This window comes from Kitasatospora kazusensis (genome assembly GCF_039529945.1).
Classification (GTDB): Bacteria; Actinomycetota; Actinomycetes; order Streptomycetales; family Streptomycetaceae; genus Kitasatospora; species Kitasatospora kazusensis.
Map to the genome: position 1 here is coordinate 166,765 of NZ_BAAANT010000004.1, position 19,380 is coordinate 186,144.

The window sequence follows — 19,380 nt, forward strand, 5'->3', positions numbered from 1 at the left end:
CTCGGGCGCCCCTTCCGACATGCAAAACATTAGCACGACCTGCGGCTGGGCTACGAATCCCTTCCCCCGGCACCCCGCAACCGGAGCCCGGACCGGACCACCGAGGGGTGAGCCGGGACAGGTCCGGGTACGCCAGGCTTGCCGCAGGTGAGGGCTGTGCCAAGGCTCACCCCGGGGCACCACCCGCGCGGGGAACCGTACGAATGGCCCGGGCGTGGATACGATCAGTACGGAAGTACCGCTAGTAGGGCCCGACCCCGGGCCCGTCCGAAGCCCTTGGAAGGGGGTGCCCCGTGGGAGTCCTGAAGAAGTTCGAACAGCGGCTCGAGGGTCTCGTGAACGGCACCTTCGCCAAGGTGTTCAAGTCCGAAGTCCAGCCCGTGGAGATCGCCGGAGCGCTGCAGCGCGAATGCGACAACAACGCCACCATCTGGAACCGCGACCGCACCGTGGTGCCCAACGACTTCATCGTCGAGCTCAGCGCACACGACTACGAGCGGCTGAGCCCGTACTCCGGCCAGCTCGGCACCGAGCTCTCCGGCATGGTGCGCGAGTACGCCGAAGCCCAGCGCTACAGCTTCATGGGTCCGCTCCAGGTCAACCTGGAGCAGGCCGACGACCTGGACACCGGCCTGTACCGGGTGCGCAGCCGCACCCTCGCCGCCGAGGAACAGTCCGCCCCGCCCGCCGCACCGCCGCAGGCCCAGCCCGGCTACGGGCGCCCGCCCACCGCCCCCGCGCCCGGCGCGCCCTGGCAGCAGCAGAGCGCGGCCCCGTACGGAGCGCCGCCCCCGCCGTCCGCGCCCCCCGCCATGCCGCCCGCGCCGCCGACCGCCGGCGGCAACGTCCGCCCGTTCCCCGGCGCCGGCCACACCGGCCCCGCCACCCGGCGCTGGATCGAGATCAACGGCGTCCGCCACCAGATCACCGGCAACGCCTGCGTCCTGGGCCGGTCCACCGAGGCCGACGTCCGCGTCGACGACCCCGGGGTCTCCCGCAAGCACGCCGAGATCCGGCCCGGCACACCCGCGATGGTGCTCGACCTGGGCTCCACCAACGGCATCGTGGTGGACGGACAGCACACCCAGCGCGCTACGCTCCGCGACGGCTCCAGGATCGTCCTGGGGAGCACCACCATCATCTACCGACAGGTCGAAGGGTAGTGGCCGGATTGTTCGTTCGCTGCGCTCACTCAACGGCGGGCCACCCATGTCAGAACTGACCCTGACAGTCATGCGGCTGGGCTTCCTGGCCGTGCTGTGGCTGTTCGTCATCGTCGCCGTCCAGGTGATCCGCAGCGACCTGTTCGGCACCAAGGTGAACCCGCGCTCCTCGCGGCGGACCGCCGCGGCCGCCACCGGCGGCCCGGGCCGGGCCCCGCAGGCGGCCCAGTCCCAGCAGTCGCAGCAGACCGGTGCCACCCAGGCCCAGCCCCGGCAGCGCCGGGGTGCGCCCACCCAGCTGGTGGTCGTCCAGGGCTCGCTGGCCGGCACCACCGTCGCGCTCCAGGGGCAGACCATCACGCTCGGCCGGGCACACGACTCCACGATCGTGCTCGACGACGACTACGCCTCCTCCCGGCATGCCAGGATCTACCCGGACCAGACTGGGCAGTGGACGGTGGAGGATCTAGGCTCCACCAACGGCACCTATCTGGACCGGCAGCGGCTCACCGTGCCGATGCCGCTCCAGCCGGGAATGCCGATCCGTATCGGCAGGACCGTCATCGAACTGCGGAAGTAGTAGCGCATGAGGGACAGCACCCCGTCCAAGACCGGCACCGATGCCCTGGGCACCGACGCCGTGCGCACCCGTGCCCAGGGGTGGATCCAGAGGGAGACCCGGTCCGTATGAGTCTCGTGCTGCGCTTCGCCGCCGGATCCCACAAGGGTCTGATCCGGGAGGGGAACGAGGACTCCGGCTACGCCGGGCCCCGGCTGCTCGCCGTCGCCGACGGCATGGGCGGGGCGGCGGCCGGCGAGGTCGCGTCCTCCGAGGTCCTCGGCTCGATCGTCCGCCTCGACGAGGACGTCCCCGGTGCCGACCTGCTGACCCTGCTGAACGACGCCGTGCAGGGCGCCAACGAGCGCCTGCGCCAGATGGTCGAGGAGGACCCGCAGCTCGAAGGCATGGGCTGCACCCTCACCGCGATGCTCTGGACCGGCCAGCGGATGGGCATGGTGCACGTCGGCGACTCCCGCGCGTACCTGCTGCGCGACGGCCGCCTCGACCAGATCACCCAGGACCACACCTGGGTGCAGCGCCTGGTCGACGAGGGCCGGATCACCCCGGAGGAGGCCGAGACCCACCCGCAGCGCTCCCTGCTGATGCGCGCGCTGGACGGCCGCGGCCAGGTCGAGCCCGACCTGTCGATCCGCGAAGTCCGGGCCGGCGACCGCTACCTGATCTGCTCCGACGGCCTCTCCGGCCCGGTCAGCCACCAGACCCTGGAGGAGACGCTCGGGAGCTTCTACTCCCCCGAGCAGACCGTCCAGGAGCTGATCCAGCTCGCCCTGCGCGGCGGCGGCCCGGACAACATCACCTGCATCGTCGCGGACGTCATCGACGTCGGCGCCACCGACACCCTCAGCGGCCGGCTCGCCGACGTCCCGGTGGTCGTCGGCGCGGTCGCCGACACCCCGCCGCCCACGGCCCACGACCACTTCATCCTGAACACCCCGGCCGGCCGCGCGGCCGGCCTCGGCCGCCAGCCGCAGGGCCCGCAGGGCGCCTTCGGCCCGGCCGACGGCTACGCCGGCGCCGCCCCCGGCCCCGGCGCCGGCTTCGGCCCCGCCGAGGGCTACGAGGCCGGCTACGGCGAGCCGCACGGAGCCTTCGGCAGCGCCGAACCGCAGCCGGCCGGCTACCCGGGCTACGACGACTACGACGACGAGGACGAGAGCCCGCGCCGCAAGGGCCGCTGGCTGAAGGTCTCGCTCGCCGTCGCCGTCACCCTCGGCCTGCTCGGCGGAGCCGGGTACTTCGGCTGGCGCTGGACCCAGGACCAGTACTACATCGGCGCCGACGGCGACTCGGTCGCGGTCTACCGCGGCCTCAACCAGAACCTGGCCGGGCTGAGCCTCTCCTCGGTCTACCAGCAGTTCGGCGACGTCCAGCTCAAGTACCTGCCCGCCTACCAGCGGACCCAGGTCACCAGCACCATCCAGGCCAAGAGCCTGGACGACGCCCGCGACCAGGTCCAGCACCTGAGCGCGCAGGCGGCCGTCTGCAAGAAGGTCGCCGAGGGCGCCACCGGCCAGACCCCCGGCACCACCCCGACCGCGAGCACCGGCGGCGCCACCGTCACCAGCGTCGGGTTCCGCACCACCGGCCCGAGCCCGAGCCCCAGCCCCAGCATCCCGAGCCAGGCCACCGGCAGCCCCACCGCCCCGGCGCCCGCCCCCGGCGCCACCACCACGCTCACCCCGCAGGAGAACGCCCTGGCGGGCAACTGCCCGGCGAAGTAGCGGACCGCCTGTGACCATCCTGGACCTCACCGGCGCCGCCGGACGCCGCCGCCGCGAGACGACCACGATCACCCCGCAGGAGGCGCCCAACCGCCGCAACACCGAGCTGGCGCTGCTGGCCTTCGCGGTGTTGCTGCCGGTCCTCGCGTACGCCAACGTCGGCCTCGCGATGGACGGCAGGGTCCCGGCCGGGATGCTGGAGTACGGCCTCGGCATGGGGGCGCTGGCCCTGGTCGCGCACCTGGTGATGCGCCGCTTCGCGCCGTACGCCGACCCGTTGCTGCTGCCGCTCGCCGCCCTGCTCAACGGGCTCGGCCTGGTGATGATCTGGCGGCTCGACAAGGCCGGGCCGCTGCTGCGCGGCAACTTCCCCGCCGCGGCGAACCAGCTGATGTGGTCCGGGCTCGGCATCGCGCTGTTCGCCGGCGTCATCGTGCTGCTGAAGGACCACCGGATCCTCCAGCGCTACACCTACATCTCGATGGCCGCAGCCCTGGTGCTGCTGGCCGCGCCCGCCTTCCTCCCGGCCCGGCAGTCGGACTACGGCGCGAAGATCTGGATCCACCTGGGCAGCTTCTCGTTCCAGCCCGGCGAGTTCGCGAAGATCATCCTGACGGTGTTCTTCGCCGGCTACCTGATGGTCAAGCGGGACGCCCTGGCACTCGCCAGCCGCCGCTTCATGGGCCTCTACCTGCCGCGCGGACGCGACCTCGGGCCGATCGTCGTGGTCTGGCTGCTCTCCATCCTGATCCTGGTCTTCGAGACCGACCTCGGCACCTCCTTCCTGTTCTTCGGCCTCTTCGTGGTGATGCTCTACGTCGCCACCGAGCGCACCAGCTGGATCGTCTTCGGCCTGCTGATGTCGGTCGGCGGCGCCGCCGTGGTCGCCTCCTCCGAGCAGCACGTCAAGACCCGGATCGACGCCTGGCTCGACCCGATGGCGGCCTTCGCTGCCCACCCCCCGGCCGGATCCACCGAGCAGATCGGCCAGACCCTGATGGCCTTCGGCTCCGGCGGCGTCACCGGCTCCGGGCTCGGACAGGGCCGCTCCTGGCTGATCCAGTTCGCCGCCAAGAGCGACTTCATCCTCGGCTCGTTCGGCGAAGAACTCGGCCTGGCCGGGATGATGGCGCTCTTCCTGCTGTACGGACTGGTCGTCCAGCGCGGCCTGCGGACGGCGGTCGCGGCCCGCGACCCGTTCGGCAAGCTGCTCGCCGTCGGGCTCTCCTCCGCCTTCGCACTCCAGGTCTTCGTGGTCGCGGGCGGCGTCACCGGGCTGATCCCGCTGACCGGTATGACCATGCCCTTCCTGGCCCAGGGCGGCTCCTCGGTGGTCGCCAACTGGGCCCTGATCGCCATCCTGCTCAAGATCAGCGACAGCGCCCGCCGCCCGGCCGCGCCACCCCCCGCCCCCCGCGCCGCGGCGCCGGAACCGACCCGGGCCGCGGGTGCGTGAATGAACGTGCGGTTGACTGTGTCCGCGGCGGCCTCCGGGCGGCCGACCACCGACCGACCGGCCGCCGGCCGAACGACCACCGACCGAACGGTCGATGACCCAGCGACCATCGACCGACCGACCACCGACCGACTCCAAGGGAAGAGGGGACCCGACTCGTGAACAAGCCCATCCGGCGGGTCTCGATCTTCTGCCTCGTACTGATCCTGGCCCTCATGGTCCGCACCAACTGGGTGCAGGGCGTCCAGGCCAACACCTGGGCGGACAACGCCCACAACGACCGGAACAAGTACGACCGCTACGCCTACCCGCGCGGCAACATCATCGTGAGCGGCAGTCCCGTCACGACGTCCAACTTCGTCAACGGCTACCGGTACAAGTACAAGCCGGCCTGGACGGACGGCCCGATGTACGCCCCGGTCACCGGCTTCTCCTCGCAGTCGTACGGCAGCAGCCAGCTGGAGAACCTGGAGGACGGCATCCTGGCCGGCACCGACTCCCGGCTGTTCTTCCGCAACACCCTCGACATGCTGACCGGCAAGCAGAAGCAGGGCGGCGACGTGGTCACCACGATCAACGCCAAGGCGCAGAAGGCCGCCTTCGACGGTCTCGGCGACAAGAAGGGCGCGGCGGTCGCCATCGACCCGGCCACCGGCGCGATCCTGGCCCTGGTCTCCACGCCCAGCTACGACCCGTCGACCATCGCCGGCACCGACAACGCGACCGACGGCAAGGCCTGGACGGCGCTGAACGCCGACAAGAACCAGCCCATGCTCAACCGGGCGCTGAAGCAGACCTATCCGCCCGGTTCGACCTTCAAGCTGGTGACGGCGGCGGCCGCGTTCGAGAACGGCAAGTTCCAGGGCCCGGACGACGCCACCGACACCCCGCAGACGTACATCCTGCCGGGCACCAACACGCCGCTGAACAACGACAGCCCGGACGAGCAGTGCGCCAACGCCACGCTGAAGTACGCGCTGGCGATCTCCTGCAACACGGTCTACGGCAAGATCGGCGCCGACCTCGGCAAGGACAAGATGCGGGCCGAGGCCGAGAAGTTCGGCTTCAACAACCCCAAGCTGACGATCCCGATCGGCGTGGCCAAGAGCGTCTTCCCGTCCGACTCCTCCCCGGACGGCACCGCGCAGGACTCCATCGGCCAGCACAACACCCAGGCCACCCCGCTCCAGATGGCGATGGTCGCGGCGGCGATCGCCAACAACGGCAGCGAGATGGAGCCGTACCTGGTCGAGGAGGAGCGCGCGGCGAACCTCACCACCATCTCCAAGCACTCCCCGCACCAGCTGAGCCAGCCCGTCAGCCCGGCCAACGCGCAGAAGCTCCAGCAGATGATGGAGGCCGTGGTCCAGGACGGCACCGGCAAGAAGGCGCAGATCGACGGCGTCACCGTCGGCGGCAAGACCGGCACCGCCCAGCACGGCCAGGACAACAGCGGGCTGCCGTTCGCCTGGTTCGTCTCCTACGCCAAGGTCGGCAACAGCTCGCCGGTCGCGGTCGCGGTGGTGGTCGAGGACGGCGCGGCGCAGAGCAACGAGATCAGCGGCGGCGGCATCGCGGCCCCGATCGCCAAGTCGATCATGGAGGCGGTGCTCAACAAGTAGCGGCGCCCGTCGGCCGGGGCACCGGCTGGGGCAAGTGGCCCACTCCACCTGCGGCTGTTTGTCACACTGGGAGCCGCGGGAACCGCCGCCCGGATACCGGTCCGGTCACATGCCGACGGCCGGGGCCGGTTGTCGGGTGCGCGACCGGTAGCGTATCCGCAAGCAGCGGGTCTACCCGCCGCCCACCCTCGGCCCCGGCCGTGGGGCCGGGGTCACAGAACCAGGGTGGCGTCGGCGGCGTCCAACAGAGCGTGCGGGGACACCTACGTCACATCCTCACCGACCGGTGAGGGAGAGGGTCGGAACTATGGAAGAGCCTCGTCGCCTAGGCGGCAGGTACGAGCTCGGCGGCGTCCTCGGACGCGGCGGCATGGCCGAGGTCTACCTCGCCCATGACACCCGGCTCGGCCGCTCCGTCGCAGTGAAGACGCTCCGGGCCGACATGGCCCGGGATCCGTCGTTCCAGGCCCGCTTCCGCCGTGAGGCCCAGTCCGCGGCGTCCCTGAACCACCCCGCCATCGTCGCCGTGTACGACACCGGCGAGGACTACATCGACAACATCTCCATCCCGTACATCGTGATGGAGTACGTCGAGGGCTCCACCCTGCGCGAGCTGCTGCACTCCGGCCGGCGCCTGCTGCCCGAGCGCGCGCTCGAAATGACCATCGGCATCCTGCAGGCCCTGGAGTACTCGCACCGGGCCGGCATCGTGCACCGCGACATCAAGCCCGCGAACGTGATGCTCACCCGCCAGGGCAACGTCAAGGTCATGGACTTCGGCATCGCCCGCGCGATGGGCGACGCCGGGATGACGATGACGCAGACCTCCGCCGTCATCGGCACCGCCCAGTACCTCTCCCCCGAGCAGGCCAAGGGCGAGCAGGTCGACGCGCGCTCCGACATCTACTCCACCGGCTGCCTGCTGTACGAGCTGCTGGCCGTGCGCCCGCCGTTCGTCGGCGACTCCCCCGTCGCGGTGGCGTACCAGCACGTCCGCGAGGAGGCGCTGCCGCCGTCCACGTACGACCCCGAGCTGCGGCCCGAGATCGACGCGATCGTGCTCAAGGCGCTCACCAAGGACCGCGACTACCGGTACCAGAGCGCCGACGAGATGCGCGACGACATCGAGCGCTTCCTCGACGGCCTCCCCGTCGCCGCCGCCCAGCAGGCCGCCGCCTACGGCATGGGCGGCCAGGGCTACGGCTACGACCAGCAGGGCTACCCGGCGCAGCACGACCCGTACGGCCAGACCAACATGCTCCCGCAGCAGGGCGCGGCCGGCGCGACCACCATGCTGCCCCAGGTCGGCGGCCCGCAGCAGGGCTACGGCTACCCGGACAACGGCTACGACTCCGGCAACGGCGGCGGCTACGAGGACGACGGCTACGACCGCGGCGGGCGCCGCCAGCCCCCGAAGAAGAACAACACCTCCTGGATCATCCTCGCCGTCGCGGCGGTGCTGGTCCTGGTCGGCGCGTACTTCGTCGTCGCCGCGGTGACCAAGACCACCAGCAGCAGCGCCAAGACCCAGGTGCCCAACCTGGTCGGCCGGACCCTGGCCGACGCCCAGACGGCGGCGAAAAACCAGAGCGCCAAGCTCCAGGTCGCCCAGGTCGACCAGATCCCCTGCCCGGACACGACCGTCAAGGTCGGCCAGGTCTGCACCCAGGACCCGGCCGCCGGCCTCCAGATCGCGCCCGACGGCACGATCAAGGTCCACGTCGCCGGCGCCCCGACCGCCACCGCCGTCCCGGACGAGAGCGGCAAGACCAACTCCGCCGCCACGGCCGACCTGGCGGCCGCGGGCTTCCAGGTCGGCAGCACGGTCTACCAGGACAGCGACAGCGTCCCGCAGGACCAGGTCATCTCGCAGTCCCCGAACGCCGGCACCCAGGCGGCACCCGGCTCGACCGTCGTCCTGACCGTCTCCGGCGGCCAGACCAAGGTCGCGATCCCCAACGTGGTCGGCCAGCAGCAGCAGGATGCCCAGAACGCCCTGGCGGCGCTGAACCTGCAGGTCACCGTCAAGACCAAGGCGACCACCGACCCGACCCAGCAGGGCGTGGTGATCAGCCAGTCCCCGCAGCCCGGCAACGCCAAGAAGGGCGCCACGGTCACCATCACGGTGGGCAAGGCCCCCGACAAGATCGCCGTGCCGATCCTGGTGGGCAAGACCTTCCAGCAGGCCTCCGACCTGCTGGCCTCCAAGGGCCTCACCGGCGTCGTCGTCATGGGCCCGCAGGACGGCAGCGCCATCGTCTTCAACTGCGACCCCCAGGCCGGCAGCCAGGTCGACCCCGGCGCGCAGATCAAGCTGTACACCCAGGCCGGCCCCGCCAAAGGGAACGGCGGGGGCAACTCCTCCTCCCCACCACCGACCCTAGGCGGCGGGTTCTAGGAACCGACCACGAGCGAGGGGCTGCGGACGCCACGGCGTCGGCGGCCCCTTCGCCGTTGTCAGGGCGCCGTCGTTGGCGCCGCCGTTGTCAGGGCAACCGCCCCGGGCGGCGCCGCCTGCCCGCGCCCGGCTCCGAGAGCAGGGTGCACAGCTGGTCCACCCGCCCGCCCAGCGTCCGGACCTCGCAGGAGGTGTCCGCGACGCGCACGCTCAGCGCGGCGACCAACTGCCGCTCCAGCTCCAGCTGTCGCACCAGCCCGGCGTTCGCCTCCCGCAACTCGGCCGGCTCGGCCCGCAGCACGCGCACCGCCCGCTCCACGATCTCCGTCACCAGCGCCTCGGACCACTGCCCGGTGTTTTCCACAGGCCGGGCCCCGGACCGCTCCGCGAGGTCCAGCAACCGCTGCCGGACCGCCCGGGCCACCTCGCTGTCCCGCAGCAGCATCGCCACGTTGAGCACCGCCCGTCGGGGGAAGACAGCCAGGCCGCGACCCGGGGGTTTTCTAGTGGTCACGTTGACCACTAGAAAATGCTGCAGGTCAGCACCCTTGAGTACGGCCAGACCGCTGTCGCGCAGCTCGTCGCGGTGACGGCGGACCACACTGTTCACCGCCTCCTCGTGGACCTCGAAGTAGTCGGCGACCATCCGCGTCGTCACGTGCAGCCCGTCGGGCAGCAGCTCCAGGGCCTTGACCTTGTCGAGTGCCTCGGTGCGCTCCACCAGGGTCCCCCGCATGGTGCGGGATTCGAGAATGACGGCTTCCTGGTTCATGTCGGTTCCCCTCACTGCCATCACTGGGCTCCAGGGGTTCCTGGCCCACCCCATACCGCCGCCGACCGGTGCCGGGCGGAACTACGTCACGCAGACCGGCGCGGCCGGTCCCCGCATCGCGGCCCGTGCCTTGGCCAGGCCGCGCCTGGTGACTTCTGCCAGGTCGTCCCGGGGGGCCGTGTGCTCCGGGAGGCCCGCGCAGGGGCGGCAGATGCCGGGGAGCGGGACGGGGACCCGGCAGCGGCCGCACTCGTGGCGTTCGGGGGCCGGGTCCGCGGGGACGGGCAGCGGGGGCATCTTGCGTTCGAGGCGGTTGCGCAGCAGGCCCGCCGGCGAGTGGATCTGCTGGGGCAGCCCGGCCACCAGCACGGCGGTCAGCTCCTGCTCGGTCACGCCGCGCGCCAGCCACTCGGCGGCCGTCCCGACCAGCCGGGTCACCTCGACCGCCCCCAGCCGCAGCCGCCGGTCCCGGTCGACGAGCTTGGAGAGCAGCCGGGCCGCGCTCGCGATCCGCCCGGACGACTCGGCGCTGACGGCCCCGCCCCCGGCCGGCGGCTCGTCGTCGTCACCACCGCCATCACCGCCGGCGCCGCCATCACCACCGCCATCACCGCCGGCGCCGCCGTCACCGCCGTCAGCTTCGCGTTTTTGATCATCATCCGCCGGGAGGGTGGTTTTAAACCCTGTAGTAACCCCCGGGGTTTGAGTGCCGACATCCCGACTCGCCGCATTCCCGCCAGTCGGCGGGTCGGCCGACACGCCGACGCCCGCGCCCGGGACCGCCGCGTTCCAGGCCGCCTCGACCTCCGCGGGTGAGGTCACCGGGAGTCGGGAGACCAGCACCCGGCTGGCCCACTTGCCGGTCCCCGGCGCCTGCTCGCGGCGTACGTGGACGTAGCCCTCGGCGATCAGCTGCTGGCGCGCCCTGCTGACGGCGGCCCGGCCCTCGGGCAGCTGGGCGCCGATCGAGAGCAGGGTCTCGTCGGTGTCCGAGGGCAGCGAGAGGGCCCACTGGAGGAGGGTCTTGGCAGTCGCCCCGAGACGCGGGTGCCGGACGATGTCGTTGAAGCCGTCGACGGAGCGCGCGGCGACGCTAAAGTGAAAGTGCATGGGAGGTCTCGACTCCTGTGTCGGGCCCCGGGGTGTTGGCGCACCGCCGGGGTCATTCATGGCCATGTGGCGAGACAGACGGTAGCGCACTTGTGACGGTGTGCAACTGCGCTCCCGGGGAACCCTGTTGTCACCTGAAGCCCCATCGACTCACCCCGAACACACCGTCCGCCCACCACGCTTCCCGGTCAACTAACCTGCAAATCAAGCAAGTTGATCGCCAACGAACGTCCGGGCCGACCGGCGCTCCACGCCCGCCCCACCAGCGCACGCGGGGGGCGCGCAGCCTCGCCCGCACACCAGCGAACGGTCAGCGAAGCTCCGGCGGCGGCGTCCGCCGCGCGTCCATCGCGTCCACCCGCACCAGGCTCCCCCAGACCGCCATCCGGTAGCGCGAGGTGTAGACCGGCGTACAGGTCGTCAGCGTGACGTACCGGCCCGGGCCCTGGTACGGCGAACCCTCCGGAACGGGCGCGATGACGCCGGTGTCGAACTTGGAGGTCTGCGGCAGGGTGCCGTCGACCCGGTAGACGTACCAGCTGTCCCGGGTCTCGACCACGATCGCGTCACCCCGGCCCACCCGGTCCAGGTCGTGGAACTTCGCACCGTGCCCGTCCCGGTGGGCCGCCAGCGCGAAGTTGCCTTGCGCGTCCCAGGGCATCGCCGCGCGGTACGGCTCCCGGTAGACCCCGGCCACGCCCTCGTTCAGCACCGCCGGGTCCGTCCCCATCCGGATCAGCGTCTGGTTGCCCCGCCCGAGCGCGGGCACGTGCAGGAAACCCACCCCGTCCCCGGCCCCGTACACCGGGGGCGCGGCGGCCGCCGGGCCCGGGGGGCCGGGCCGGGCCGGGGCCGACCAGCTCTGCCGCAGCCGGTCCCCGGCCTGCCCGGACCGGCCCTCCGCGACCACGTCCGTCCACCACAGCGAGTACCCGACGAACAGCGCCAGCACCAGCCCCGCCGTGATCAGCAGCTCGCCCACCACCCCGAGCAGCGCCGCCACCCGGCTCCGGCGGTGCCGCCCGCGAGCGGGCGCCTCCCGTACCTTCTCCACGCGCTCGCCCCTAGCGACTCCAGGTTCCTGACACCTGGTTAACGATGCCTAGTCACCGGCGGTCAGGGCGGGCGGCTCGCCCTGGCTCCTCGGACGTTCCTCCAGCAGCTTGCCGAAGACGATCAGCCGGCCCCGGGCGCTGAACTCCGGCGTGCAGGTCGTCAGCGTGATGTAGCGGCCCGGCTGGCTGAACGGCGAGCCCTTGGGGACCGGCTGGATCACCGTCACGTTGGACGGCGGCGTCTCCGGGATACCGCCCGCCACCTGGTAGGTGTAGAAGGACGTCGCGGTCTCGACCACGATCTTGTCACCGGGCACCAGCTCCCCGATCTTGCGGAAGGGCTGCCCGTGCGTCGTCCGGTGGGCGGCGATGGCGAAGTTGCCCGCCGGGTCGGACGGCATCGCCGTACCCGTGTAGTGCCCGACCAGGCCCTTGTCGAGCACCTGCTGCTTCCCGGTGCCCTCGGCGATCGGGTACTTCAGCCCGAGCCTCGGGATGTAGAGGACCGCGAAGCCCTGCCCCGGCTCGAACGCCCCGGCCGGCTTGGACGCCGCCGAGGACGGCCCGGCGGCCTGGACCGGCGCCTGGTTCCACTGCTGCTCCAGACGGCTGCGGGTGCCGTCGGCCGAGGCATCGGCCTGCACGTTCGTCCACCACAGCTGGTACGCCACGAACAGCAGCATCACCAGCCCGAAGGTGATGAACAGTTCACCGAGCAGCCGGGCCGCCAGCACCCGCCGGGGCTCCTTCGGGCGCGGCCGCACCCCGGCCGCCCGCCCGGCCGCCCTGCGCCGCCCGCTGCCCGAGCGCAGCGCCACCCGGCCCTGCGCCGCCCGCCGCCGGTCCGCCCGGCCCGCACCGGGCCGCCCCGGCCCGGCCGGCGTCCCGGCGTCGGCTATCGCGCGCAGTTGCAGCGTCTGTTCGGCCAGGTACTCCGGGTACCCGGCCGGCTGCCCTCCCACCGGCCAGGGGTCCTGCGGCGCGGGCTCGTACACACCCCAGTCACCCGGGTCCGGCCCGGCCTGCCTGCCCCCCTCCGGGCGTACCGCCGTCACCTGCTCAGCCCCGGCCGATCACCGGCGCGAGACCCGCCGAACGTCCCACGGCCTCCGGGAAGCCGCACTGTCCGAGCCAGTTGGCGAGCATCCGGTGGCCACCCTCGGTCAGCACCGACTCCGGGTGGAACTGCACACCCTCGACCGGGTGCTCACGGTGCCTCAGCCCCATGATCACGCCGCTGTCCGTCCGCGCGGTCACCACCAGCTCCGCCGGGACGGTGCCCGGCTCGACCGCCAGCGAGTGGTAGCGGGTCGCCGTGAGCGGCGAGGGCAGGCCCTCGAAGACCCCGCCGTCCTCGTGCGTGACCTCCGAGGTCTTCCCGTGCAGCAGCTCGGGCGCCCGGCCCACCACCGCGCCGTACGCCACCGCGATCGACTGCAGGCCCAGGCAGACGCCGAACACCGGCAGCCCGGCCTGCGCGCAGTGGTGCACCATCTCGATGCAGACCCCGGCCTCCTCGGGCGACCCCGGCCCGGGGGAGAGCAGCACCCCGTCGAAGCCGGAGCCGTCCGCGCCCCTGCGCACGGCGTGTTCCACCGTCACCTCGTCGTTGCGCACCACCTCGCAGGTGGCGCCCAGCTGGTACAGGTACTGGACGAGGTTGAAGACGAAACTGTCGTAGTTGTCGACGACGAGGATCCGGGGCGAACTGCCGGCGGAGGTCATACGCGCGCCACTCCTGAAGTACGGGGCCCGGTCACCCGGTGCCGCTCTGGTCCACTGTGACGTCGCCGAAGGGCAGCAGCGGCTCCGCCCACGGGAAGACGTACTGGAACAGGACGTAGACCACTCCGACGACGAGCAGCACGGCGAGGACCGCCCGGACGAGGGTGTTCCCCGGCAGGTGCCGCCAGATCCAGCCGTACACGGTGCTCCTAGAGGTTCAGGTCGGGTCAAGACTAGACCGACCCGCCGCCCGGACAGACGGGTATCCCGGAGACCGGGCCCGCGCCGAGGACGCGTACGGGCACCTCACGGCCGGGAGCCCGGGGAGAACGGCGTGAAACCCACCGCCACCGCACCGCACCCGCGCACCCGCCCCCACAGCCGCCACACCGCACCCCCCGGCCGGCGGCCCACCGGGAGCACTCTCAGCCGCCGGAGGCGGACCGCAGGTCGACGGTGCCCGAGTAGGCCGGGACGGTCAGATCGGTGCTCTCCTGGACCTTCCAGCCCAGCCCGTACGCCTCCACGTACCGCAGGTAGTTGCGGATCGACGGGTCGGCCGCGACGGCCGCGCGCAACCCGTCCGTCCGCCCCACCGCCTTGATCACGTACGGCGGCGAGTACACCCGCCCCTGGAGCAGCAGGGTGTTGCCGACGCACCGGACGGCACTGGTCGAGATCAGCCGCTGGTCCATCACCTGGATGCCCTCGGCGCCACCCCGCCACAACGCGTTGACCACGGCCTGGATGTCCTGCTGATGGATCACCAGGTCGTTGACGCCCGGGTCGGGGACCCCGGGGATGCGCGCGGTGGCACCCGGCGGCGCGTCGTTGAGCGTCACGGTCAGGCCCGGCCCCTGCAACGGCTGCAGCCCCGAGGCCTGCTGGAGCGCCTTGAGCTGGGCGGAGTCGGCCGGGCTCTGGCCCTGCTGCTTGGCGAGGGCGTCCGCGCGGTCCTGGAGATCCCCCAGCTGCGCCTGCGCCTGCTGGTTCTGGGTGCTGCGCTGGCCTATCACGTCACTGAGGTGCAGCAGGGTGTTGTCGGTCCGCAGATCGGTGCCCCGGGCGGTCTGCGCGCTGATGTAGAAGAGCAGTCCGGCGAGCGCGAAGACGGCGCAGGTCAGGACACGTCCGACAATTCGGGTGCCGGAACGGCGGCCGGAGCCGGGGTGGGAGGGAATCTTGGAATTAGGCACCGTACCCTTATCTCCTTCAGACCCGGCGAGCCACTACGCTAACGGACGCCGGTGGCATGTGCGGAGCACCGGTCCGGAAGTTCCCAGGCCCCCCTGTGGACATCCGGGCCGATCGCCCCCGCCACAGACCGGTCCCCACCGCCGCCCGCCCCCGCTGCACCCTGCGCGGTCACAGCGCATCGACAGGAGAGCCCCTCGTGCCGAAGTCTCGACTCCGCAAGAAGTCCGACTACACACCGCCGTCGAACGCCACCGCGGTGAAGATCAGTTCTGGTCGCAGCTGGGTAGCACCGCTGATGCTGGCGCTGTTCCTGGTCGGGCTCGTGTGGATCGTCACCTACTACGTGACCAGCGGAACCTGGCCGATCAGCAGCTGGGGCAACTGGAACATCCTGGCCGGTTTCGGCTTCATCGCGGCGGGCTTCGGCGTCTCCACCCAGTGGAAGTAAGCCGGCCCACCGCCGGCCGGCCGGCCTGAGCCCGCCCGGGCTCAGGCCACCGCACCGGTTTCCCGGCACCTGCTCCTGCCCAAGCACCGCCCGGCCACCGGCCCGGGCGGTGCTTCGTGCTGTCCGCAGCCCCGCCCGATCCATCAGACGGTGTGTTTATCCACACGGTTATCCACAGTGGGGAAAAGTCACCTCAACCTGTGGATAACTTTTCTGTCCACGCCCCGTCAAACGCCCCCGAGATCCGGCATAAGCCGAGCTGGACGCGCGTAGCGCGGTTACCCACCAGGGGGGCGCGCACCATGCTGTGCACAACCCGCCCCACGCTGTGGACAACTACCCGTGGCCGCCTCAGGACCCGAGTCGGGCCGTCTCGGCCACCACCATCACCAGGGCCAGGGCCAGCACACCCGCCACGGCCAGCCCCTGCACCAGATTCCGGTTCGCCCGGGGGGCGTACATCAGCCCCACCCCCGCGACGGTTCCCGCCACCAGGCCGCCCACATGGGCCCGCCAGTCGATCGCCGGCACCGAGAACGTGATCACCAGGTTGAAGACCAGCAGCGCGATCACCGGCCCCAGCGGCACCCGGCTGGCGTGGAACAGCACCGCCGTCGCACCCAGCAGCCCGAAGATCGCCCCGGAGGCGCCCCCCGAGTTCGAGTGCCCGTCGGTCACCAGGAAGACCAGGGCGTTCCCCGCCAGGCCGGAGACGACGTACAGCCCGAGGAAGCGCAGCCGGCCCAGCACCTTCTCCAGCTGCGGGCCGAGCACCCAGAGCGAGACCATGTTCGCCCCGATGTGGAACTCGCCGAAGTGCACGAACATCGCCGACACCAGCCGGTACCACTGGTCCGGCCCGGCGGCCACGCCCTGCGCCGCAAAGCCGTGCTGGGCCGGAATGCTGTACACGCTGAGCAGCTGCTGCCAGTCCTTGCGGACGTAGGCCGTCAGCACGAAGACCACCAGGTTGATCCCGATCAGGATCTTGGTGACCAGCGCCTCGTCCCGGACCGGGCGCCCGCCGAAGCGGGTCCGGGCCTGGCGGACCTGCTGACCGCCGGCCCCGCTCACGCACTCCGGGCACTGGAAGCCCACCGAGGCGCTCACCATGCACTGCGGGCAGATCGGGCGCCCGCAGCGGGCACAGGCGATGCCGGTCTCCCGCTCGGGGTGCCGGTAGCAGCCGGGCAGCCCCGGGTGCGCGTCGGCGTGCGGTCGGGCCGGCTCGTCCGGAAGCATCCGGGGTTCCCTCCTCATGGCCAGGGCGTGCCCCACCGTCCCGCTCGGATCGGTGCCGGCGGAAACGGTGGGACACGCCCTGGTCCCGTCATGACCGATCCCGGCGGCGCACACCGTGCCGGGGCGCCTCCGGGACCGCCAAGGTTACTGCGGGCGGCGTCAGCCGCGCTTGATCTCCACCGACTCGATCACGACGTCGTTGACCGGACGGTCGTTGCGGCCGGTCTTGGTGGCGCCGATCTCCGACACGACCTTCTGGCTGGCCTCGTCGAGGACCTCACCGAAGATGGTGTGCTTGCCGGTCAGCCAGGTGGTCGGCTCGACCGTGATGAAGAACTGCGAACCGTTGGTGCCCGGGCCGGCGTTGGCCATGGCCAGCAGGAACGGGCGGGTGAACGCCAGGTCGGGGTGGAACTCGTCGGCGAACTTGTAGCCCGGGCCACCGGTGCCGGTGCCCAGCGGGTCGCCGCCCTGGAGCATGAAGCCGGCGATCACGCGGTGGAAGACGGTGCCGTCGTACAGCCCGCCCTTGCCCTTCTGACCGGTCTTCGGGTCGATCCACTCGCGGGTGCCCTCGGCCAGCTCGACGAAGTTCGCCACGGTCTTCGGGGCGTGGTTCGGGAAGAGCTTGATCACGATGTCGCCGCGGTTGGTCTTCAGGGTGGCGAACAGTTCCTCGGCCATGGTGTGCCTTCCTATCTACCTAGGTGTCTGGACACCGCCGATCATCCCACGCCCCGTCCACGGGCGGACCGCAAGCCCGGGTTGCCCTTCGAAACGAAGGCCGCCGGGCACGCCCCCGCACCTGTCTGCCGCGCCCCGCGTACCCCCAGCCGCCCCCACCCACCACCCGCGTACGGCGCAACCCGGCGCGCCGAGGAACAAATTGCCATGCATGATCTCCAAACAGGTGGAAATGTGCATATTGGACGCCACCGAGGAGGAGAAGCTCGTGACCCGTTTGGACTCAGCTCGTGAAACGGCCGACAAGACCAGGGACACTCTCGCGCCCTATGCCACCACCGCCCGGGACACCGCGCTGCACTACGCGGAGGAAGCGAGGCAGCGGTTCGGACCGGCCCTCGAAGCGCTCGGCCCGAAGGTCGGCTCGGCAGGCAGCCAGGCCAGGACCGGCGCGACCCACGCAGCCCAGGCCGCCCGCGTCCAGTACGCGAAGCGGGTCGCCCCGCAGCTGGAGCAGGCGTTCCTCGCGCTGCCCCCGCAGACCCAGCAGAGCACGCTGAAGGCCGTCCACCGGGCCCAGGAAGCGGCTCTGGCGGCCAAGCACTCCGCGACCAAGGCCGCGGTGACCACCCGGACCAGCGTCGTCCCCAAGGTCACCGAGGCCGTCGACAGCGCCCGCTCGGCCATCACCCCCGTCGCGCAGGAGGCCCAGCTGCGCGGCAGCGCCGCCCTCACCGCCCTGCACGGCCATGTCAGCGCCGCCGAGATCAGCGGGCTGGCGGCCAGGAACGCCAAGCGGGAGCAGCGCAACCACTGGGCCACCGGCCTCGCCGTCGCGGGCACGCTGGCCGTGGGGACCGGCGTGATCGCCTGGCAGTGGTGGCGGCGCCAGAGCACCCCGGAGTGGCTGGTCGAGCCCTCCGCCGCCCAGGACAGCCCCTTCGGTCTCGCCACCGGCTCAGCGCCGGGCGGCGGCCTGTTGAACGGCTCGCACAGCGTCTCCTCGACGTCCGGGTCCACGTCCGGGTCCACGTCCGCCTCCGGATCCACCGCCGCCGGCTCCGGCTCCGGCTCCGCAGCGGGCTCCAACCCGGCCCCGAAGCCGGACCCGGATCCCGCGCCCGATCCCGAGCCCGGCCACCCGGTCCCCAGCGAGCGCCCGAAGCCGCACGACCCGCGCAAGCCGCACTGACGGCCCCGCCCCCCTGACGAGCCGCCTCGGCCGCCGCCCCACCTCACCCGGGCCGGCGGCCGAGGCACGGGGCCCCGGGCCACAGGGGCTAGCCGTCCGACCCGTCCGGCCGGGCGCCCGGCCGGCTGTCCAGATAGGCGGCGATCCGCGCCGCGTCCCACCCGTGCACGGCGGCCAGCCCGGCCGCCAGCCGGCCCAGGTAGGCGGCCGACGGCGCGTTCAACGCGGCCTCCGCACTCCGCCAGGGAGCCGTGAACGTCAGCACGGGGTAGCCGTCCAGCCCGCCCGGGCAGACCAGCGTCTCGTACCGGCCCGGGCCGAACCGGGCCCGGCCCGTCGCCAGCACCTCGCCCAGGTCCAGGTCGGCGCCGGGCGGCCGGTGCATCTCCTGGGCCGCGACGTCGCAGAACTGCCCGGCCGTCAGCAGGTAGGCGCAGGCGGGCATCTCCCCCGGATCCAGCGGGTCGTAGAAGCCCATCCCGCCGGTCCACACCCTCGACTCCAGCGCGAAGTAGAGCCGCCCTGGCAGCAGCAGCGGGACCGTCCGCACCGGCGGCCGCCGGTCCCGGCAACCGGGAAAGCCCCGGACCGCGCCCTCCGGCCGCCCGCCGGCCAGGTAGCAGGCCAACCGGTCGGGGTCCATGTTCGACCCGTAGGCCGCGTACCAGACCGGCGCCGCCGCTCCCGGGGCCGTACCCGCGCCCACGTCCGCGCCCGGGAACGGTCCCGGCCGCCGCACCGCTTCCCCGTCCACCGGCCCACCTGCCTACCCGTTCCGGCCGCGCTCGCAGCGCTCGCCGCTCTCGCCGCTCTCGCCTCGGAGACGACGAACGCCCCGGACCGTGACCGGTCCGGGGCGTTCGTGCACGTGGAGCTTAGGAGACTCGAACTCCTGACATCTGCCTTGCAAAGGCAGCGCTCTACCAACTGAGCTAAAGCCCCGTGCGGTTTGCTGCGCACAAGCGTACCCGCTCCTGCGGACAATCTGTGAGCAGGTATCCGTCCGAGCGGG

18 protein-coding genes and 1 tRNA gene are annotated in these 19,380 nt (G+C 72.0%); 8 read left to right on the forward strand and 11 right to left on the reverse strand.

The window, feature by feature from the left end; all coding sequences use genetic code 11:
* Positions 1-293: 293 nt before the first annotated feature.
* From ABD330_RS05690 to pknB, 6 genes are all read left to right on the forward strand, one after another.
* Positions 294-1,163 (forward strand): FHA domain-containing protein, encoded by an 870-nt coding sequence (locus ABD330_RS05690; protein ID WP_344461391.1) that lies wholly within the window; start codon positions 294-296, stop codon positions 1,161-1,163.
* Between the two features lie 46 nt (positions 1,164-1,209).
* Positions 1,210-1,743 carry an FHA domain-containing protein FhaB/FipA gene (locus ABD330_RS05695; protein ID WP_344461393.1) on the forward strand — a complete coding sequence of 178 codons (534 nt, stop codon included), beginning with the start codon at positions 1,210-1,212 and terminating at the stop codon, positions 1,741-1,743.
* Positions 1,744-1,850: 107 nt separating this feature from the next.
* Positions 1,851-3,467, forward strand: coding sequence for a PP2C family protein-serine/threonine phosphatase (locus ABD330_RS05700; RefSeq protein WP_344461395.1), 1,617 nt, complete (start codon positions 1,851-1,853; stop codon positions 3,465-3,467).
* Between the two features lie 19 nt (positions 3,468-3,486).
* A complete protein-coding gene (locus tag ABD330_RS05705; protein ID WP_425555455.1) occupies positions 3,487-4,923 on the forward strand; it encodes an FtsW/RodA/SpoVE family cell cycle protein in 1,437 nt (478 codons plus the stop codon).
* Positions 4,924-5,081: 158 nt separating this feature from the next.
* Positions 5,082-6,545 (forward strand): peptidoglycan D,D-transpeptidase FtsI family protein, encoded by a 1,464-nt coding sequence (locus ABD330_RS05710; protein WP_344461399.1) that lies wholly within the window; start codon positions 5,082-5,084, stop codon positions 6,543-6,545.
* Positions 6,546-6,852: 307 nt separating this feature from the next.
* Positions 6,853-8,943 (forward strand): Stk1 family PASTA domain-containing Ser/Thr kinase, encoded by a 2,091-nt coding sequence (pknB, locus tag ABD330_RS05715; protein WP_344461400.1) that lies wholly within the window; start codon positions 6,853-6,855, stop codon positions 8,941-8,943.
* A gap of 88 nt (positions 8,944-9,031) precedes the next feature.
* Here the strand turns inward: pknB and ABD330_RS05720 are convergent, their stop codons facing one another.
* The 7 genes from ABD330_RS05720 to ABD330_RS05750 form a co-directional block, all read right to left on the reverse strand.
* On the reverse strand, positions 9,032-9,715 hold the full coding sequence (locus ABD330_RS05720; protein WP_344461401.1) for a hypothetical protein: 684 nt from the start codon (positions 9,713-9,715) through the stop codon (positions 9,032-9,034).
* Positions 9,716-9,796: 81 nt separating this feature from the next.
* Positions 9,797-10,825 (reverse strand): hypothetical protein, encoded by a 1,029-nt coding sequence (locus ABD330_RS05725; protein ID WP_344461402.1) that lies wholly within the window; start codon positions 10,823-10,825, stop codon positions 9,797-9,799.
* A gap of 310 nt (positions 10,826-11,135) precedes the next feature.
* A complete protein-coding gene (locus ABD330_RS05730; protein WP_344461403.1) occupies positions 11,136-11,879 on the reverse strand; it encodes a class E sortase in 744 nt (247 codons plus the stop codon).
* A gap of 48 nt (positions 11,880-11,927) precedes the next feature.
* Positions 11,928-12,875: a class E sortase gene (locus ABD330_RS05735; RefSeq protein ID WP_344461404.1), complete on the reverse strand. Its 948-nt coding sequence runs from the start codon at positions 12,873-12,875 to the stop codon at positions 11,928-11,930.
* Positions 12,876-12,939: 64 nt separating this feature from the next.
* On the reverse strand, positions 12,940-13,605 hold the full coding sequence (locus ABD330_RS05740) for an aminodeoxychorismate/anthranilate synthase component II (protein WP_344461405.1): 666 nt from the start codon (positions 13,603-13,605) through the stop codon (positions 12,940-12,942).
* Positions 13,606-13,636: 31 nt separating this feature from the next.
* Positions 13,637-13,807: a hypothetical protein gene (locus tag ABD330_RS05745; protein WP_344461407.1), complete on the reverse strand. Its 171-nt coding sequence runs from the start codon at positions 13,805-13,807 to the stop codon at positions 13,637-13,639.
* 223 nt (positions 13,808-14,030) lie between these two features.
* Positions 14,031-14,801, reverse strand: a complete 771-nt coding sequence (locus ABD330_RS05750; RefSeq protein ID WP_344461409.1) for a DUF881 domain-containing protein — start codon at positions 14,799-14,801, stop codon at positions 14,031-14,033.
* A 197-nt stretch (positions 14,802-14,998) separates the two neighbouring features.
* Between ABD330_RS05750 and crgA the strand changes: the two genes are divergently transcribed.
* The gene (gene crgA / locus ABD330_RS05755) at positions 14,999-15,250 is read left to right on the forward strand and encodes a cell division protein CrgA (RefSeq protein WP_344461411.1); all 252 of its coding nucleotides are present in this window, start codon (positions 14,999-15,001) and stop codon (positions 15,248-15,250) included.
* A 351-nt stretch (positions 15,251-15,601) separates the two neighbouring features.
* On the opposite strand, the gene ABD330_RS05760 is transcribed toward crgA, so the two are convergent.
* Both ABD330_RS05760 and ABD330_RS05765 read right to left on the reverse strand, forming a co-directional pair.
* Positions 15,602-16,492, reverse strand: coding sequence for a rhomboid family intramembrane serine protease (locus tag ABD330_RS05760; protein ID WP_344461413.1), 891 nt, complete (start codon positions 16,490-16,492; stop codon positions 15,602-15,604).
* 159 nt (positions 16,493-16,651) lie between these two features.
* Complete coding sequence (locus ABD330_RS05765; protein WP_344461415.1) at positions 16,652-17,176, reverse strand: peptidylprolyl isomerase; 525 nt, start codon at positions 17,174-17,176, stop codon at positions 16,652-16,654.
* A 268-nt stretch (positions 17,177-17,444) separates the two neighbouring features.
* On the opposite strand from ABD330_RS05765, the gene ABD330_RS05770 reads away from it, so the two are divergent.
* Complete coding sequence (locus ABD330_RS05770) at positions 17,445-18,368, forward strand: DUF5324 family protein (protein WP_344461417.1); 924 nt, start codon at positions 17,445-17,447, stop codon at positions 18,366-18,368.
* Positions 18,369-18,456: 88 nt separating this feature from the next.
* Here ABD330_RS05770 and ABD330_RS05775 read toward each other — a convergent pair whose 3' ends face one another.
* Positions 18,457-19,011, reverse strand: a complete 555-nt coding sequence (locus ABD330_RS05775) for a histone deacetylase (protein WP_344461527.1) — start codon at positions 19,009-19,011, stop codon at positions 18,457-18,459.
* 226 nt (positions 19,012-19,237) lie between these two features.
* A tRNA-Ala gene (locus ABD330_RS05780) sits at positions 19,238-19,310 on the reverse strand.
* Positions 19,311-19,380 lie beyond the last annotated feature (70 nt).

Excerpts from the sequence above, each read along its gene's own strand:
- ABD330_RS05695 (WP_344461393.1), top strand. The coding sequence starts at position 1,210 with ATGTCAGAACTGACCCTGACAGTCATGCGGCTGGGCTTCCTGGCCGTG.
- ABD330_RS05700 (WP_344461395.1), top strand. The coding sequence starts at position 1,851 with ATGAGTCTCGTGCTGCGCTTCGCCGCCGGATCCCACAAGGGTCTGATC.
- pknB (WP_344461400.1), top strand. The coding sequence starts at position 6,853 with ATGGAAGAGCCTCGTCGCCTAGGCGGCAGGTACGAGCTCGGCGGCGTC.
- ABD330_RS05720 (WP_344461401.1), bottom strand. The coding sequence starts at position 9,715 with ATGAACCAGGAAGCCGTCATTCTCGAATCCCGCACCATGCGGGGGACC.
- ABD330_RS05725 (WP_344461402.1), bottom strand. The coding sequence starts at position 10,825 with ATGCACTTTCACTTTAGCGTCGCCGCGCGCTCCGTCGACGGCTTCAAC.
- ABD330_RS05740 (WP_344461405.1), bottom strand. The coding sequence starts at position 13,605 with ATGACCTCCGCCGGCAGTTCGCCCCGGATCCTCGTCGTCGACAACTAC.
- ABD330_RS05760 (WP_344461413.1), bottom strand. The coding sequence starts at position 16,492 with ATGCTTCCGGACGAGCCGGCCCGACCGCACGCCGACGCGCACCCGGGG.
- ABD330_RS05765 (WP_344461415.1), bottom strand. The coding sequence starts at position 17,176 with ATGGCCGAGGAACTGTTCGCCACCCTGAAGACCAACCGCGGCGACATC.
- ABD330_RS05775 (WP_344461527.1), bottom strand. The coding sequence starts at position 19,011 with ATGGACCCCGACCGGTTGGCCTGCTACCTGGCCGGCGGGCGGCCGGAG.